The sequence below is a fragment of the Nostoc sp. genome, from assembly GCF_036917195.1.
Lineage (GTDB): Bacteria > Cyanobacteriota > Cyanobacteriia > Cyanobacteriales > Nostocaceae > Nostoc.
Map to the genome: position 1 here is coordinate 44539 of NZ_JBALDG010000066.1, position 17892 is coordinate 62430.

13 protein-coding genes and 1 pseudogene are annotated in these 17892 nt (G+C 38.7%); 7 read left to right on the top strand and 7 right to left on the bottom strand.

All coding sequences use genetic code 11. From position 1 onward, the window contains the following. The first annotated feature begins 115 nt into the window (after positions 1-115). Both V7K40_RS20560 and V7K40_RS20565 read left to right on the top strand, forming a co-directional pair. Positions 116-3976: a CmcI family methyltransferase gene (locus tag V7K40_RS20560; protein WP_334962920.1), complete on the top strand. Its 3861-nt coding sequence runs from the start codon at positions 116-118 to the stop codon at positions 3974-3976. A gap of 18 nt (positions 3977-3994) precedes the next feature. Beyond that, complete coding sequence (locus V7K40_RS20565) at positions 3995-7681, top strand: glycosyltransferase (protein WP_334962923.1); 3687 nt, start codon at positions 3995-3997, stop codon at positions 7679-7681. 242 nt (positions 7682-7923) lie between these two features. On the opposite strand, the gene V7K40_RS20570 is transcribed toward V7K40_RS20565, so the two are convergent. The 5 genes from V7K40_RS20570 to V7K40_RS20590 all read right to left on the bottom strand — a co-directional run bounded on the left by V7K40_RS20570 (position 7924) and on the right by V7K40_RS20590 (position 12808). Continuing rightward, entirely contained in the window at positions 7924-8259 is a 336-nt protein-coding gene (locus tag V7K40_RS20570; protein ID WP_334962925.1) for a XisI protein, read from the bottom strand. Then, positions 8247-8666: a XisH family protein gene (locus V7K40_RS20575; protein WP_334962928.1), complete on the bottom strand. Its 420-nt coding sequence runs from the start codon at positions 8664-8666 to the stop codon at positions 8247-8249. The genes V7K40_RS20570 and V7K40_RS20575 overlap by 13 nt, the downstream gene beginning before the upstream one ends. Positions 8667-9136: 470 nt before the next feature. Beyond that, positions 9137-11308: an O-linked N-acetylglucosamine transferase, SPINDLY family protein gene (locus V7K40_RS20580; RefSeq protein WP_334962930.1), complete on the bottom strand. Its 2172-nt coding sequence runs from the start codon at positions 11306-11308 to the stop codon at positions 9137-9139. Positions 11309-11506: 198 nt separating this feature from the next. Then, complete coding sequence (locus V7K40_RS20585) at positions 11507-12037, bottom strand: type IV pilin-like G/H family protein (protein WP_334962932.1); 531 nt, start codon at positions 12035-12037, stop codon at positions 11507-11509. A 204-nt stretch (positions 12038-12241) separates the two neighbouring features. After that, a complete protein-coding gene (locus V7K40_RS20590; protein ID WP_334962934.1) occupies positions 12242-12808 on the bottom strand; it encodes a Uma2 family endonuclease in 567 nt (188 codons plus the stop codon). 199 nt (positions 12809-13007) lie between these two features. On the opposite strand from V7K40_RS20590, the gene trxB reads away from it, so the two are divergent. After that, positions 13008-14378 (top strand): thioredoxin-disulfide reductase, encoded by a 1371-nt coding sequence (gene trxB, locus V7K40_RS20595; protein ID WP_334963470.1) that lies wholly within the window; start codon positions 13008-13010, stop codon positions 14376-14378. Positions 14379-14491: 113 nt separating this feature from the next. Here the strand turns inward: trxB and V7K40_RS20600 are convergent, their stop codons facing one another. Together V7K40_RS20600 and V7K40_RS20605 are read right to left on the bottom strand one after the other, a co-directional pair. Beyond that, positions 14492-14827, bottom strand: coding sequence for a XisI protein (locus V7K40_RS20600; RefSeq protein WP_334962936.1), 336 nt, complete (start codon positions 14825-14827; stop codon positions 14492-14494). Further along, positions 14815-15093: pseudogene (locus V7K40_RS20605) on the bottom strand (element excision factor XisH family protein). The gene V7K40_RS20600 and the pseudogene V7K40_RS20605 overlap by 13 nt, the downstream one beginning before the upstream one ends. Before the next feature lie 123 nt (positions 15094-15216). Between V7K40_RS20605 and V7K40_RS20610 the strand changes: the two are divergent. The 4 genes from V7K40_RS20610 (at position 15217) to V7K40_RS20625 (ending at position 17840) form a co-directional block, all read left to right on the top strand. After that, positions 15217-16113 (top strand): ABC transporter permease, encoded by an 897-nt coding sequence (locus tag V7K40_RS20610; RefSeq protein WP_334962938.1) that lies wholly within the window; start codon positions 15217-15219, stop codon positions 16111-16113. A 73-nt stretch (positions 16114-16186) separates the two neighbouring features. Then, positions 16187-16360, top strand: a complete 174-nt coding sequence (locus V7K40_RS20615; RefSeq protein ID WP_273762828.1) for a hypothetical protein — start codon at positions 16187-16189, stop codon at positions 16358-16360. Between the two features lie 339 nt (positions 16361-16699). Beyond that, positions 16700-17596, top strand: a complete 897-nt coding sequence (locus V7K40_RS20620; protein WP_334962940.1) for an ROK family protein — start codon at positions 16700-16702, stop codon at positions 17594-17596. Positions 17597-17654: 58 nt separating this feature from the next. Then, a complete protein-coding gene (locus V7K40_RS20625) occupies positions 17655-17840 on the top strand; it encodes a hypothetical protein (RefSeq protein ID WP_334962942.1) in 186 nt (61 codons plus the stop codon). Positions 17841-17892 lie beyond the last annotated feature (52 nt).

Sequence of the window (17892 nt, forward strand, 5' to 3'; positions counted from 1 at the left end):
TTACTTTTAAGTTAAGCATTTTATTCTATCAAGCATCTTTTAAAAATTTACTATAAACCGATTATATTTTGGCAAGATTTTACATTTTTAGTTAAATTTATAAGAAGAAGCAATTATGAATATCGATATAAATCAACAATTTGACTCATCAGGTGAAATTCGACTTATTGAAGATTTTATTGGTGATAAAAATGATTCAAAAATTGAATATTATCAAAGACAGAAATCTGATACAAAATCTGATTTAACAACCCCTGTAGCATTTCTCATTTTCAATCGCCCTGAAACTACTGCCAGAGTCTTTGAAGCCATTCGCCAAGCTAAACCACCTAAATTATTAGTTGTAGCAGATGGAGCAAGAGCCGATAAACTCGGAGAAGCAGAAGAATGTGCTGCTACCAGAGCAATTATTAATCAAGTTGATTGGGAATGTGAAGTATTAACTAATTACTCTGATGTTAATTTAGGTTGTCGAAAAAGAGTTAGTAGTGGTTTGGATTGGATATTTGAGCAAGTAGAAAAAGCAATTATTTTAGAAGATGACTGTCTACCTCATCCAACTTTTTTCCGTTACTGTCAAGAATTATTAGAGAAATATCATGATAATCAACGCATTATGATGATTTCGGGTGATAACTTCCAATTTGGAAGCAATAGAACTGAATATAGTTATTATTTTTCTCGTTACGGTCATTGTTGGGGATGGGCTAGTTGGAGACGTGCGTGGACAAAGTATGATGGTTCCATGCAACTATGGACAGAATTAAGAGATAATAATTGGCTTAATGAAGTCTTGCAAAATGAGCAGGCAGTTGCTTACTGGTCAAAAATATTCCAAGGTGTTTATGATGGCTTTAATACTTGGGATTATATTTGGCTGTTTACCCTTTGGGCTAATAATGGTTCAACTATATTACCTAATGTAAATCTAGTTTCTAATATTGGTTTTTGCTCTGGTACTCACACAAACAGTATTAATAGTCCTTTAGCTAATATGGCAATAGAAGCAATGAAATTTCCTCTTAAACATTCTCCTATGATTACTCGAAATACTCAGGCAGATAATTTTACTGAAGAAACAATCTTTAGTGGTGGGAAAACGAAATCAATTATTATTGAAACTTCTAATATATTGAATGAAAAAATAGTTGAATATATCAACAGTAAAAATAATCATGAAGTCCTTAATCTTATTAGTTCTACAAAACAGCCAATTTCTAGGTATTACTACCTAAAAGCATTAGCCGAGATAAGATTAGATTATATTTCTGAAGCAAAAAATTCTCTTCGCTCTCTTTTAGAGAAATTACCCAATCATACTAAGGGGAAACAGCTTTTACAAGAAATTAGTCAAGATTCATCAAAAGAAGTTGAAACAATAATTCAAAAAGCTTTAGAAAGTTTTAATCAGGGAGATAAAATCAAAGCTCTCCGTTTAGGGGAACATGCTGCTGCTTTGGGTATTTTTGTCCCTGGATTACATTATTTCAGAGCGATTTTTAATAGTGCTGTTGCTAGATATGAAGAAGCACTGGAAGCAGCCCAACAAGAATTAGAATATAATCCTGACCATATTCAAGCACAACAACAGGTTGCATCCCTAAAAAAAGCATTAATTAAACCGCAAAAGCTTAAGATTCCTAATGAGCAAAGAACATGGAATACAACCTTACCCTATGATTTAATGATGTCTATTCAAAATAGTCTTCATAATTATTCTTATCGTGGTGTAGCAACACAAAAAAACCCCTTTGATTATGCTATCTATCCTGTCTTAATTTGGAATTTAAAGCCTCGCACTATTATTGAAATTGGCTCAAAAAGTGGTGGTAGTGCATTATGGTTTGGGGATTTATTGAATAATTTTGGTATTGAGGGTCATGTTTACTCTGTAGATATTGTAAAGGTGACAAAATATTCTCATCATAATGTTACATTTATGGAAGGAGATGGACAAAATTTACAAGAAATTTTCTCTCCCGATTTCTTAAGGCAATTACCTCGCCCTTTATTAGTAATAGAAGATGCGGATCATTCCTATCAAACAAGTAAGGCAGTTTTAGATTTTTTCCATCCATATCTTGAGCAAGAAGAATATATTGTGATCGAAGATGGTATTATTTCCGATATTGTTCAGGATAAGTCTTATAACAGTGGACCACATCAAGCCTTAAAAGGTTTTCTGGCTGAATATAACAATGAGTATGAGATTGACGGTGAATATTGTGACTTTTTTGCTTATAACTTGACTTGGGCAAGCAATGGTTATCTAAAAAAGCTGACACCAGCAAATATTGAATCTTTAAAATTATCTGCTTCAAAAATTTTTGATAAGAATAATAATTTTATTCAAAAAGCAAATCATGCTTTAAATAATAATCAACTTGAAGAAGCTTTTAAAATCTTAAATGATGCCAAAGCTTTAAAACAGCCCATTATGGGTTTAGATTATTTAAGGGCAAAATGTTTTTTGCAAATCAGACAACCCGCCGCTTCCATTCAAGCGTTGTATGAAGAGTTACGCTATTTCCCCGAAAATAATCAAGCTGATAATTTTCTCAAGCAATTATTAAATCAATATCCTGAATTTGTATATAGTAATATCCAAAACTCTGAATTTCAAGAAATATATAGGTTAATTCAACCTTATACAATGCTGAGTGAGGCAAGACTATATTCACTATTTACGCTTATCAAAAGAATTTGTGTAGAAAATATCCCCGGTAACTTTGTCGAGTGTGGAGTTGCAGCCGGAGGTTCAACAGCCCTTGTAGCCGCAGTGATTAAACGCCATACCAGACAACCCCGTTGGGTTTATGCCTTTGACTCTTTTGATGGAATGCCAGCACCAACAGAAAAAGATAAGTCTAATGGTATTCTTGCTGAGGTAACGGGATGGGGTACAGGTACTTGTGCCGCACCAGAAGCTAGTGTGAAGGAAGTCTGCAATAAACTGGGCGTTGGTGATATTGTCCAGATAGTTAAAGGTTATTTTGAAGATACTTTACCAAAAATGAGAGATGCAGTAGGGATGATTGCCTTTCTGCACATGGATGGTGATTGGTACGAATCTACTAAAACCATAATTAATAATTTCTATGATCGCATTTCCAATGATGGATTTGTACAAGTAGATGATTATGGTTTTTGGGAAGGATGTCGTCAAGCCCTACATGAATTTGAAGCCGAGCGTCAACTAACATTTGAGCTTCATCAAATAGACAGTACAGGAGTTTGGTTTAATTGCCCGCACAAATTTGCCATTAATCCAGTGTTTGAAAACTCATTAATTGAAGAATTTGACCAAGATGATCCTGTGAAATACGGTATTCAAAGTCAAATGTCGAAGAATGAGCGTTTTCAGCTATATTATGCTCTGCGTAAACTTTTACTAACTAATTCCTCTCCTTGCCGTTTTGTGGAGATAGGCTCTTTTGCAGGAAGTTCATTATTTTTGAATCAAAAAGCCCTAGTCAGAGAGCATAATGACTTACAAGGATGGGCGATTGATCCAGGATTACACCCCCAATTAAAATTAGTATTGGATAACTTACCCTCAGAAATTACTCATCTGAGAATGTTTTCCCATCATGCTTTAACTCAATTACAGACTATCTTTGAGCGAGATCGTAACTATCCACCTTATATTTTTGTCGATGGCGATCATTCTTATGAAGGTGTGAAAAAAGATATTGCTAACTATTATCCCTTACTTGCTCCTGGTGGCTTAATGATTTTCCATGATTATTTACCTCCCCTGGATGAGGAAAATAGTCCATCAATCCTTTTTCATCATGGAGGAAATGAACCTGGTATCAGACAGGCTTGCCAAGAATTAATGGAAAATACTTATCATTGCGAAATTATCGAAGTACCTTTGTTATATCCTGATGATCCAACTCAAACTCAAGCCTATTTACCGATTATTCCAGGAGTATTTTCTTCTCTCAAAATCTATCGTAAACCCAGTAATTAAATTAAAAATTTCAATTCAATGATTAAAATTTTACATATTATTGACTTCCTTTGTCTCGGTGGTGCTGCTCGCTCCATGATTGCCATTTCTAAATATTCATCCCGTTTACATGAGCAGCTGCAACATCAAGTTATCTCCCTTAAAGAAGCTGCTCCTAGTGCAGTGGAATTAGCAGAATTAGGAGGGATGAAATTTATTAATCCAGTTGACGTAATTGCTCGTAATAAATTAATCTCTGAAGCTGATTTAGTGCATATTCACTACTGGAATAATCCCCAGATGTTCTCCTTTCTGCATTCAGAATTACCGCCCACAAGGTTAATTATCTGGTTTCATGTTTCAGGAGATAGCGCCCCACAGGTGATTACTCGTGATTTAATTAATTATGCTGACTTTGCTATTCCTTGTAATCCCCATTCTTATGACTTACCCGTAGTGCGACAATTAGCACCAGGAATAAGACAAAAAAAAGTTGGCATGGTTTACGATGCGGCTGATTTTGAAAGAGTTCAAAATATTCAACCCAAACCCCACGATACTTTTAATGTTGGCTATATGGGAGCTTTAAATTTTACTAAAATGCACCCTGAGTATATCTCTATGAGTGCTAAAGCTAATATCCCCCATGTGAAATTTATTCTCTGTGGTGGTGGAGATATTAATTTATTACAGCAACAAGCCTTAGCATTAGACTCATTAAATAAATTTGATTTTCGTGGTTTTGTCGAAGATATTAGCTCAGTAATTTCTGAATTTGATGTTTATGGTTATCCGTTATGTGAAGATACTTATGCTGCGGCTGAATTAAATTTACAAGAAGTAATGTATGCCGGAATACCTCCGATAGTTTTTCCCCACGGTGGCATTAAAAAATTAGTGATTGATAACTACACAGGTTTAGTTGTCAATAGTGAATTAGAATATAGTCAAGCCTTAGAGTACCTTTATCACAATCCCCAAGAAAGATTAAGACTAGGTAAAAATGCCAAGCAATACGCCGAGCAAATCTTTGGCGCAGAAAATGCTGCTAAACAGCTAAATCCCATCTATCACCGCTTGATGGAAACACCCAAGAGAATGAGACAATGGAGTATTCCTGTTGATGGTAGTTTGTTAGATGAACCTGTATCTCTTCTTGATGTAGTTGAAATCCCTGCACAATTTGAAGGTTCAAAAACATTTATTGAGTCTATAGGAGATACTGCACCCCAATTTATTACAAGTTTAACTTCTGAAGATATTAATCAATTATTTGCTGCTGACGAAAAAATAGCTAATTCTTCTACTCTTTTGGGATTAGGAGAGGGTGGAGTACTTCAATATCTTAATCACTACCCACAAGATGGTTATTTAAGGTTATGGGTAGGGTTAATCTTGGAACGTCACGGAAAAACTTTAGAAGCAATGGGACAGTTTATCAATTCCATTCAATTTGGTTGTAATCATTGGCGTGCATTTTGGTATTTAGCCCAAGCAGCAGAGCATCTTCAGGAAACTTCTATACTGCAACAAGCGTTAGATAAGCTAAGTCATTCTGTGCCTAACTTTGTGCCGGCTCAAGAGATGAGAGAAAGATTACAAACACTATTAAATTCCGAATTTGATTTATCTAGCTTAAATCTGAGAGAAATTAACTATATTATTTTCCCTGATTGGACGCAACCAGAAGATGAACTAGGTTTAGAGTTACAACAGGTGATTCAATCATTAGCCACTCATCCTAATAGTGAAAAAACTACTCTACTTATCGATACTGGAAACATTACTAGTGAAGATGCAGAACTGTTTTTATCTAGTGTGGTTATGAATCTTTTAGTACAGGAAGATTTAGATGTTACTGAAAGATTAGAAATTTCTCTAGTGGAAAACTTGGCTGATATTCAGTGGTCAGCTTTGCTACCTCATATATATGCAAGAATTGTTTTGGAATACGAAGATAAAAACGCGCTGAGTCAAGCAAAAGCAGAAACTCTGACATTTTACGAAATAGAAAGCTTGAGTCAAGTACCATCTGAACAGTTTTTTTTTAATTTGAGCAATAAATTATTTATTGAGGGAAGATGGAAAGAAGCGATCGCGCAATATCAAAAACTCCTAGAATACCAATCAGGTGATGCAGAAATTTATTGGAATTTAAGCTATTGTTATAGACAGTTAAATCGGCTAGATGAATATTTTAGTATTCTCCAGCAAGGAATTAAACTTTACCCTACAGATGGAAGACTACATTTTTCATTAATCATCGATTTGCGCCATAATGGACGTATTCAAGAAGCAATTTTAAGTTCAGATAATGCTGCTAAATTATTACCTAATGATTATACTTTTCAAATTCTCAAATATTTAACAGTTCCATTAATATATGAGAATCAGGAGGAAATTAACTTTTATCGCCAACGCTACACTCAAGGATTGCGAGATTTAATTGAGCAAACATCTATTAAAACTACAGAAGAGCAACATAGTGCTTTAGCAGGTATAGGTCGCCTCACAAATTTTTACCTATCATATCAAGCACAAAATGATATAGATTTGCAACGCCAGTATGGAAAGCTAGTACATGAAATTATGGCAGCTAACTATCCACAATGGGTTGTTCCTTTATCTATGCCTAAGCTTCAGCCTAATAACAAAATTCGGATTGGTTACGTTTCCCATTACCTGCATTCTTATAGTGGAACACTTTGGTTAACTGGGTGGTTACGTTACTGCGATCGCTCAAGCTTTGAAATCTATTGTTACTACATAGGAAATGAGCCAGATCCAATTACCCAACAGTTTCAAGAGTACAGTGATGTTTTCTACCATATTCCTGATAATTTATCAGCAGCTTGTGAACAGATAATTGCTGATAAGCTGCACATTTTAGTTTTTCCTGAAATTGGGATGAATCCCCAAACTATGCAAATGGGAGGTCTGCGGCTTGCGCCTGTGCAATGTGTCGCTTGGGGACATCCGGTAACAACTGGCTTACCCACAATTGATTACTTTTTATCTAGCGAGTTAATGGAACCAGAAAATGCCCAAGACCATTATTCAGAAAAATTAATTCGCTTACCCAACATTGGCGTTTCTTACCCTAAACCATATATTCCGCCAGTCATCAAAACCCGCTCATATTTTGGGCTACCAGATGATGCAGTCATCTATTTATGCTGTCAAGCTCCTTTCAAGTATCTACCACAATATGATTTTATTTTTGCAGAAATTGCTCGCCGCCTTCCGCAAGTTAAATTTGTGTTTCTGCGTGGTGGTTTACTTCAGCCGCGTCTCAAACGTGCTTTTGCTGCTATCGATTTGAACAGCGAGGATTACTGTGTATTTATTAGTATTCCAGAGCGATTGGACTATCTAATGATTAACTTACTTTCAGATGTTTATTTAGATACATTCACCTGGTCTGGTGGTAATACTACCTTAGAAGCGATCGCTTGTAATCTCCCCATTGTTACTTGTCCCGGAGAATTTATGCGGGGTCGTCATTCTGACAGCTTCCTGAAAATGCTAGGAGTGACAGATACCATAGCTGAAAACGAAGCAGAATATATCGAAATTGCCGTCAAATTAGGACTAGACCCGGCTTGGCGAGGCACTATTGCAGAAAGAATGAACCAAAATCACGATCATCTCTTTGATGATAAAACCTGTGTCGCAGGTTTAGAAGCCTTCTATAAACAAGTTTGTAGTAAGCATTTGAGTGCTTAAATTTGTAATTATACAGGACGAGGACTAAAGTCCTCGGAAGATGTTTTAAAAGTTGCAAAGTATACTATAAACCCCTCTCCAAACCTCTCCCCCAAAGGGAGAGAGGCTTTGAAACCCCCCTTTGCTACGAGGGAAGGGAGACTAGGGGGCTTAGGTTTGCGAGGTGTTGCTGTTACCAACAATACTTTTCAAACAACCTCTTAGAAATAAATTCTAAAGGTACTTTTCAAGAAATAAATGCCCTAACCCACTGCATATTCTGTAAACTTCCTCATGAAAGGAGACTGAAACCCTAACACAATGTCCTCTTTCGGAACTCCCATAGTAACCAAATTTACTGCAATATCATCTTCTGTACCATTCCACTGAAGCCAAATTTTTTCACTCTTAATATCAATATGGATGATGCAACTATGTACCCAATCTTGCCCCTCCCAGCCTACATGGACTACTTGATAATGGTCACGTTCTATATCAAAAATATTCTCAACATCTATATTACCGTCAGCAGGTTTTTGCTCACTATACTCCTGTAATATCTGCTGTACAATCTGGCGATACTGGGCTAGTTTCTCCATTTGACAATCACCTCTTGCTCTACATCATAAATAATCATTTTGACTTGATTTTCTTCAATCATGGCTTGAGGGAAATCAAGTTGAAAGAATGTTTTATAAGTTGTCAAAGGTACTGCTAAAAACAAAACACGTTCTGGCTGTCGTCGCTTTAATGCACCTCTATAGTTGATAAACTGTCCCAATGCTGTATGAAATTCTGAGATTGCAGATGATTTCTCCAAAAAACTTTTAACTTCAACAGCAATTTTTTCTCCTTCTCGTTCTGCCGCAATGAGTTTTTCAGCAGCTAAATCAATAGAGACATTCACACCACCTACACTAATTGAGAGGGGGTCATGAGTAATCTGCCAACCATCCTTCTGTAAAGCTTTTTTGACAACTTCATGAAAGACATCTTTAGCAGACATACTTATCCACAATTGTATTTCTTATTTTTATATTACCTCTTAAGCCCACCATGCAACATAGGCAAGCACCTCATAGATATACGCCAATACGCTTGGGTTAAGATCGCCCCGCCTCCGGCAACCCCCTTAAAAAGGGGGTAAAAGAGGGATATGAGCAAGCTTTTTTAAGGGGAGCCACTGCGGTCTTCTCCCTTGGCGTTAGCCTCTCCCTTTGGGAGAAGGGGAGACGCCAAGGGCGATAGCGTTCGCGCAGCGTCTCGTAGAGAAGCGTTAGCGAGTCCGCGAACGTCTGGGGTCTCCCCAAGTGGAGCAAGTGGCGTGGGTTGGGGGGATCTCCGAAAACTGAATATTACTAACACTAAGCGTATTGAGATATAGGCTTCGTTAAAGTTACGATAATCTGTAGTTCATTTACCTGGAAATTGCTATAAGAAGTTATTTTGAGCGCTTAAGCCCTCACTACGAGCCAATTAACTATCAATATACCTTTGCCACATCTGTTGATAAGCTTCCTCCATATCGCGGGTAAATTTTTCCGCATTCCATAAAGGTGCATTTTTTCTTCCTTGTCTTAATTTCCAAGAAACTTCCTGTCTGAGTTTCTCATCTTTACCCAAGCGCACTCCCCAGTCTACATACTCTTCATCTGTCCAAGCAATGCCCTCTGTAATTCCCGCATTAATCATCATGGTATAACTATTGCGAGCAGCAAATTGTTGCCCTACCCTTGTCACTAAGGGAATACCAAGCCATAACGTCTCTAAAGTAGTAGTTGCACCATTATAAGGATAGGTATCTAAAACTATATCAGCGATCGCTAAATTGGCTCTATGAATTAGCTCATTAGGATCTTGACCGATAAAGCGCAACTGTTTAGTATCTACTCTTTCTTCTATCGCTAAGGTTTCATAAAATTTTTGGCAAGCTGCTAAATCACTAAAACCTTTTATTAATAAATAACTATTAGGAACTTGCTTTATTATTCTCAATTGTAATCTAGTATTTTCTAAATGACGCTTATAGTCCTTTTGTCCAACAAAATATATAATTCCATCCGCAGGAATATCAATTTGTTCTCGTCTTAATGTCGGAGTTTGGACTTCAAAACCATCTACAGCAACATAGGTTTCTGGTAATCGCCAAATTTTTTCGCTGTAATAGGTTTGACTTTCTTCTGGTAATACGTAGGGATCTGCAATAAAGTAATCAATAGAGGGTAGTCCAGAAGCATCCCAGCCCAACCAAGTAACTTGAATAGGAGCAGGTTTTACAGCAAGAACTTCACAAACAAAATCGATAGTAATACTATCTAAATCAACTAATATATCAATTTCATCTTTACGGATTTGTTCAGCTAATTGCAATATACTATCTGTTGATTCAATACTATGAGCTTCATGAGAAGATTCAATAAAAAATTGCTGTAAGCTATCTCTTACACGAGGATTAATAATGTATAAATAAACTTGAAACTTATCTCTATTATGATATTTAAATAACCAACGAGAAATCCAACCTACAGAATGTTGTCCTAAGCAATGGGAAAGATAACCTATCTTTAGAATCTTTTTACTTCTTTTAGGAGAAATTTCTTGGTAACGATACTGATTAATTTTTTCTCCAAGGTTAAGTTCAAAATTTTTCAAACATAAATCCATTAGTTTATTTTGTATTGGTCTGATGATTTGAGGAGTATCTACTATATATGGAAAGAAATACATAGAAGTGTAAATCCTCAGAATTCTACCATTTTCCGGTATTCTTAAAGATTCTTTTATCAGAGATAGTATTAAAAGTTTTTGCTCTTCTATTGCTAAACAAGCTTCTTCCCAAGCTCCTGCTGATATTAATAACCCTCTAATTAACAAATGATTATAAAAAACTTTATCAACTAAATTCTCAGATATAGATAGTAGTTTATTCGCTGTATTAATACCCTTTAAATGCTGACCTGTAACTTGATAACAGAAAGCTAAACGAATTAAAAGCTCTCGCTCATCAGGATCTAAATCTATATAAGTTTCCAATAACTGAGCAGCAAAATGGGAATTTCTGAAAGCAGATTCTAACTTTACTGATACAGATGCCATCACATAGTTAAACTCATTGAGATTTTTTAACGATGCCAGAATACTTCTAGAAAACTCTAGAGTTAAACTATGAAATGAAGGATACTCTATAAGTTTATAAAGCACTTGTGAAAAGATTTCTATATCCGGTGATATATCTATTTCTTGTAGCACATGAGTCAGATTTAGCTGATCAAAATATTCTTGATCTAATAACTCTATTTGGAGTGATAAATATAAATTTAATAGTAGATTATTAATATGGTAAGGATTAACTTCTCGCAAATGCTGACTAATAATCCATGCTTGTTGATATTTTTCTGATTTTAGTTGTTTCTGAATTTCTTGGAATAAAACTTGACTTAATTCTGCTATGGAATCTTGATTTTCTTCCTCATTTACTTCTCCAACACCCATTAACCAAGTTAATTGTGCTTCTTGCTCTTTACCTTGTAGTAACAAATATAATCCTAAATGCCAATAATGAGATTTAATATCAGGTTTTGTTTCAATAGCATTTTCATAATATTGAATAGCCTGAGCATAATCTTTTGGTTGTGAATCTTGTAGCATTTGATAGTAATAAAAGTTAATAATGAATAAAAATGATTGTAGAGAAGTTCTATAGAACTTCTCTACTTTTTTTGGTTGAGAATGAAGATATTATATGTTTACCTCTTTTAAAGTTGATTTGAACTAGCAGCTTTAACTTTCTCAATTCAACTTTTAGGTTTTTATGCAATCCTCATTCCTGATTATTTGATTGCTTAATTACTTACCTACCGCGGTAGAGTTACCAGCACAGGTTTGACCAGTAGTGGGTTCTATCGGTCCTGCTCCAACAGCAGTAGTTTCACAAAGAATGGCAATACTAGTTGCATCACTGCTTGATCCTTCTGAAATTAGGGAAACTTTACCGCTATAGTTTCTAACTACGTTACTAGTTCCTGTTAAAGAAGAGTTGGAGTATGCATTCACGCCTGTGCCGGTACCTTGAGCAGCACTCGCATATATATAGTTAACAGTTTGTGATTTAATACCAACTCCTAAATCAGTAAGAGCGCCAAAGGAACCTTTTTCTGTAAAGTAAGCTTGTTGACCTTTATTCAAAGAACCTACATAGGTTTTAGCTTCAGATTGTTTGGCTTTGTTGGCTTGGTTCAAAAAAGAGGGTAGCGCAATAGCTGACAAAATACCGATGATAATAATTACTACTAGTAATTCAATGAGTGTAAAACCCTCATCTCCCTTCTTTTTGTCGAGGATGTGTTGGAGAAATTTGGCTTTTAATTCGGTTTTCATAAGTGTTTTCCAGGGGGTAGGAAGTGTTTGGGTGTTCTAGATGTAACTTACCCACCTGCGATCGCTTTCCTATCACCTTGAGAAAAAAAGTTTGAAGAGATACAGTTACACAATCCACAATCCTTGCATCCCAAATGGTACAAACATCACTAAGCCCCTGATATTGACCAAGGGCTGATTCTTAATTTCAATTGTGGAAATGCCTTATTCAAACTCAGGTGGCCACAAATCTGATATTACCAGTTCCCAACCTGGTAGCAAGTCTAGTAGTGTGAGCGTGTCGCCATTCTGCAATACCACCGGAGTTTGGTTTAGTCGGTAAACCGTTACTGTCAATTTATCAGGGTCAATCAGTATGCCGACTACAGACCCAAGCTGCAAAAATAACTGAATCTTCTCCTCCAGGGGTTTAATTTTGTCGCTTTTAGATTTAATCTCAACCATCAGGTCTGGAACCAACTCTACAAAGTCGCGCTTGGTCTTTTTCAATCGGTCAGCTCGAACATAAGACACGTCAGGCGCACGCAGGTTTCTTTTTTCCGAGTCGTCTTCTTCTATTCTAGGTAATATGAAGCCTGCACTAGAGCCAGTTACTCGCCCTAGCTTACGCGACATGACCCAAATATTCAAGAAGGTACTCAATCGAGTGCCAATTTCTTCTGACTCGTAATCTGATGGGCCCATAACTATGATTTTCCCTTCTACCAGCTCCATCTGCCATTCTGGATGCTCGGTTTGTAGCTGCTCTAAGTCTGTAATAGTAAAAGACATAACACGACAAAATACTCTTATAGCTATCATAAATACTCCTCGCACATCAAGCGGCAACCTATGATCGCTGTCTCTGTATTCTTGATTTTTCATTGCGATCGCCTACGACAGGGCATAGCTCATCCCTTCCAGCGTGGCGTAGCCAATCGCAATTTGTTATGCTATATTAAACGTAGTCGTTATGAGTTCGTATATTTTCATGGCTAATACAACTGTAGAAAACTTAGTAATTATCGGTTCTGGCCCAGCAGGGTACACAGCCGCCATCTATGCCGGACGCGCTAACCTGAAACCCGTTGTCTTTGAAGGTTTCCAAGCCGGGGGTTTGCCTGGTGGGCAACTAATGACAACGACGGAAGTTGAGAACTTTCCAGGGTTTCCCCAAGGGATTACCGGGCCAGAACTGATGGATCAGATGAAGGCGCAGGCGGAGCGCTGGGGGGCTGAACTATATACTGAAGATGTTATATCAGTTGACTTGAGTCAGCGTCCATTTACAGTGCGATCGCAAGAAAGAGAAATAAAAACCAATAGCATCGTCATTGCTACTGGCGCAACTGCAAAGCGTTTGGGTTTACCCAACGAACATGAATTTTGGAGTCGGGGTATCTCCGCTTGTGCAATTTGCGATGGTGCGACACCAATTTTCCACGGCGCAGAACTGGCTGTGATTGGTGCTGGCGACTCGGCGGCGGAAGAGTCAATTTACCTCACAAAATACGGCTCTAAGGTAAATATGTTGGTACGCACCGATAAAATGCGGGCTTCTAAAGCCATGCAAGACAGAGTTTTGAGCAACCCAAAAATCCAGGTGCATTGGAACACAGAAGCCGTGGATATCTTCGGTAACGGTCATATGGATGGAGTGAAAGTCCGCAATACCAAAACTGGTGAAGAGAGCAAACTGCACGCTAAGGGTTTATTCTACGCTGTTGGTCACAGTCCCAATACCTCTCTATTTAAAGGTCAGTTAGAACTGGATGAAATCGGTTACGTTATCACCAAGCACGGTACAGTGGAAACCAGTGTAGAGGGCGTTTTTGCCGCTGGCGACGTGCAAGATCATGAGTTTCGGCAAGCAATTACGGCTGCGGGTACTGGCTGTATGGCGGCGATGTTGGCAGAACGTTGGTTGTCATCCAGTGGCTTGATTCAAGAATTCCATCAACAGGTAGAAACAGCAGATAATGAATTAGAACATCAGCCAGCTAAAAAGACTGAAGCCGAGGAAGAAGCTGGATTTAATTTGAATGGGACGCGCCATCAGGGAGGTTATGCCTTACGGAAATTGTTCCATGAAAGCGATCGCTTAGTTCTTGTTAAATATGTCTCTCCTGGTTGCGGCCCTTGTCATACTCTGAAGCCAATTTTAAATAAAGTGGTGGATGAATTTGACAGCAAAATTCACTTTGTGGAAATTGACATCGACAAAGATCGAGATATTGCTGAAAATGCTGGTGTAACAGGAACGCCAACTGTTCAATTGTTCAAAAATAAAGAACTGGTGAAGGAAGTCAAAGGCGTCAAGCAAAAGAGCGAATACCGCCAGTTAATTGAAAGTAATCTTTGAGATAGTGGGTATTGGGGAACTCGGGGTCTCCTCTGGGGATAAGGGGCAATGGGGAAGACTCTGCCCGATACCCAATACCCCCTACAGTTCGCTTTAGTGACAGCCTTAATAAGTTAGGCAATAGCATATCCTGTGTGTTGCCTAACATTTCGTGGGTGAAATCCCAATACAATTTTCTCTTTGGGAATTCCTGCTGCTACTAATTCATAGGTAACACCATCTTCTGTGTCATCTCGTTGCACCCAAGTTTTGCCATCAATAATATCAATATGAACTAAGCAACCGTGAATTCGCTTAACACCATCCCAGCCTAAATTTATCAGCAAATAACTGTCATTTTCGCTATCAAAGACTACTTTACATTCAATAACTGCGTGCGAATAAGGAATTTGCGTGTAGGGTACTAATATTTCTTTGATGATCCGTCGATAATTATCTAAGGTATCCATTGAATAATCCTCTCCGTTTCTGGATTAAAAACGAGTAACTTTAGATTCTCAGTTTTTATTAAAAGTGTACCAATTGGTTCCTCAAACAAAGCTGTAAATACGCTGTCGCGCACTGCCAAATATAATGTTATTTTTGGTTATAGGCGATGGATAACAGCACGATACATGATAAATCCCCCGATAGCATCTTTTAAGTCTGCCATTTCTGAGGGACTAACAAAACTTTTAATTTCTACAGCTATTAGCAAAAATAAGCATAATCTCACCTCTATCTCAGTGTAGCTCTGTATTCACGCGAAACAGTCGGATTTTTATTAAGGATGTTTACTTAATCCCCAATCTGATATGTAAAATGGTCAGCGTATCTTGCTTGATCCAGGCGATCGCACATGGCCATTACAAAACGGCGGCTACCGACATTTTTACAGTTTGCCAAAAGTCCCAATCTTTCTCAGAAACTCATGCTCATCGGGTTAGCCATTACCCTATTTTTCATCTTCCTGGCATTCTTCGCTCCCGTATTCCAGGCTTGGGGATGGCTGCAAAACCCCAAAGATTTTCTCTCTAATCCAATTCACGAGCCACCCTCAGCTAAACATTGGTTCGGTACTAGTCGCCTGGGCTATGATGTGTTCTCCCGGACATTGTTCGGCGCTCAAGCTGCTTTGCAGGTGGTAATTTTGGCAACAGCGCTGAGTATGATTATCGGTGTACCTTTGGGGATGCTGAGTGGTTATCTCGGCGGTAAATTGGATAAAGTGTTGCTGTTCATTATGGATAGCATCTACACCCTACCGGGACTACTGCTATCTGTGACACTGGCCTTTGTGGTGGGGCGTGGGATATTAAATGCAGCGATCGCTATTAGCATTGCCTACATCCCCCAATATTACCGCGTTGTTCGCAACCACACTGTGAGCGTGAAAACTGAAGTCTTCATCGAAGCTGCTCAAGCAATGGGCGCTTCCACTTGGGTTGTGCTTTCCCGTTATCTGTTTTTCAACGTCATTCAAAGCGTACCCGTCCTATTCACACTCAACGCCGCTGATGCGATTTTGGTGTTGGGCGGTTTGGGTTTTTTGGGGCTAGGACTTCCCGAAGAAGTGGCAGAATGGGGACATGATTTAAAACAAGCTCTAGAAGCTCTACCTACTGGCATTTGGTGGACTACGCTTTTCCCCGGTTTAACGATGACATGCATGGTGGTAGGGTTATCACTACTTGGTGAAGGGTTAAACGAATTTGTCAATCCTCGTTTACGGAGAGAAAATAGAATCCGAAACTAATCACTAGTCAATAGGTCAGTGGTTAATAGCAAAAAACCACTGACAAATTACGAATAACAATAGAGAGATTTGTATGAAAGATAACCTAACGTTAATTGCTGCCGCTACTGGCGGGTTTATCCTTTCCGTTGCCCTTGCTGGTATTTTACGAGGTGCGCCAATTACAGCTTGGCAGGAGCAATCGAGTTTTCGGACCACGACTGTTGCTAATTTACAGTTATTAGAGCAGAAAGCCCACTCCTTCTAGATGTGGGGACGCCAGTCACAGAGATCGGAAAGCCCGGTGTCTTCTCCCTTAACGCTAGCCTCTCCCTTTGGGAAAAGGGGAGACGCTGCGCGAATAGATCGGCGATGAAAACGACTCGCACTCAATTAGACGGAAAATCTAGAATTTTTTCGCCCTAAGACGCTAAGTACAGATTTGCAGAAAATAGTGGCGAATTGAGGAAATTTAAACGCAGAGGTAAGCGCAGAGGGTACGCGAAGGTTTGCTAGATGGCCATTTTATTTGCTACGAACTTGTGCAAAGCTGTACTACGATGCTTGTTAAAGTCGAAAATTTGCGGCTTGGTGTGAGGATTTTAAAGTGGTGAGTTCTCAAGTAATTGGTATTGATGTGGGGGGAACAGCAATTAAGCTGGGGCGTTTTGCAGCTGATGGTACTTGTCTGCAATCTTTGACTGTGACAGCTCCCCAACCAACAACACCAGAGGCTGTGCTGGCGATGATTGTAGATGCGATCGCCCAAATTGATCCAGATAATCAAACTGTTGCTATTGGTGTTGGGACTCCTGGCCCATCTGATGCAACCGGACGCATTGCCAAAATCGCGATTAACTTGCCTGGATGGCGCGATGTGCCTTTAGCAGACTGGCTAGAAGCTAAAACTGGCAAACCTACTGCGATCGCTAACGATGCTAATTGCGCTCTTTTGGGAGAAGCTTGGCTGGGAGCCGGTCGCCACTTTCAAAATCTGATTCTGCTCACTTTAGGAACTGGGGTTGGTGGCGCAATTATCCTAGATGGCAAACTATTTGTTGGACATCAAGGAGCCGCCGGAGAATTGGGTTTAATTTCATTCAACCCAGATGGGCCAATTTGTAATAGTGGCAATCAAGGCTCTTTGGAACAATATGCCTGTGTGACTGCAATTCGCCGCCGCACTCTCAAGGAACCCATCGAATTAGGTGTTCTTGCCCAACAAGGAGATCCCACAGCATTGACTTTTTGGGAAGAATATGGTAAGAATTTGGGAATTGGTTTGACAAGTTTGATTTATGTCCTTACACCGCAAGCGATCGTGATTGGTGGTGGGATCAGTGGCAGCTTTGAGTTTTTCTTCCCAGCAGTGAAGGCAGAAATTGAGAAGCGAGTGCAGCCTTTATCACGAGCGGGTTTACAAATATTGCCAGCGCAGTTAGGCAATTTTGCTGGGATAGTAGGTGCAGCAAAGTTGGCATGGCAAAACTATTCAGGGTTTTAGATTATGCTTCAAACAATCCCAGTTAGAGACATCAGTCTTTACGAATTAGAAAAAAAATTTGGTTTGCAACTTGCCACAGATACCAACTTCCTTGCGGATAGAAAATTTACCAACTCTGACTGATGATGAAAAGCAAGCGATGTCTAACGACAAGCCGTTACACGTCAAGGTGCGAGTCAAAAGCAACTATTTAAACTTGAATAAGCACCGTCTGAGTTTCATGCGCCACCTGCTCCTTAGCTAGATCGCGCTGCTCCAGGCCAACGCCCCGATCACCAGAAAATAGACTGGTTAGG

Excerpts from the sequence above, each read along its gene's own strand:
- V7K40_RS20610 (WP_334962938.1), top strand. The coding sequence starts at position 15,217 with ATGGCCATTACAAAACGGCGGCTACCGACATTTTTACAGTTTGCCAAA.
- V7K40_RS20600 (WP_334962936.1), bottom strand. The coding sequence starts at position 14,827 with ATGGATACCTTAGATAATTATCGACGGATCATCAAAGAAATATTAGTA.
- V7K40_RS20560 (WP_334962920.1), top strand. The coding sequence starts at position 116 with ATGAATATCGATATAAATCAACAATTTGACTCATCAGGTGAAATTCGA.
- V7K40_RS20570 (WP_334962925.1), bottom strand. The coding sequence starts at position 8,259 with ATGGAGAAACTAGCCCAGTATCGCCAGATTGTACAGCAGATATTACAG.
- trxB (WP_334963470.1), top strand. The coding sequence starts at position 13,008 with ATGGCTAATACAACTGTAGAAAACTTAGTAATTATCGGTTCTGGCCCA.
- V7K40_RS20615 (WP_273762828.1), top strand. The coding sequence starts at position 16,187 with ATGAAAGATAACCTAACGTTAATTGCTGCCGCTACTGGCGGGTTTATC.
- V7K40_RS20580 (WP_334962930.1), bottom strand. The coding sequence starts at position 11,308 with ATGCTACAAGATTCACAACCAAAAGATTATGCTCAGGCTATTCAATAT.
- V7K40_RS20575 (WP_334962928.1), bottom strand. The coding sequence starts at position 8,666 with ATGTCTGCTAAAGATGTCTTTCATGAAGTTGTCAAAAAAGCTTTACAG.
- V7K40_RS20585 (WP_334962932.1), bottom strand. The coding sequence starts at position 12,037 with ATGAAAACCGAATTAAAAGCCAAATTTCTCCAACACATCCTCGACAAA.
- V7K40_RS20565 (WP_334962923.1), top strand. The coding sequence starts at position 3,995 with ATGATTAAAATTTTACATATTATTGACTTCCTTTGTCTCGGTGGTGCT.
- V7K40_RS20590 (WP_334962934.1), bottom strand. The coding sequence starts at position 12,808 with ATGTCTTTTACTATTACAGACTTAGAGCAGCTACAAACCGAGCATCCA.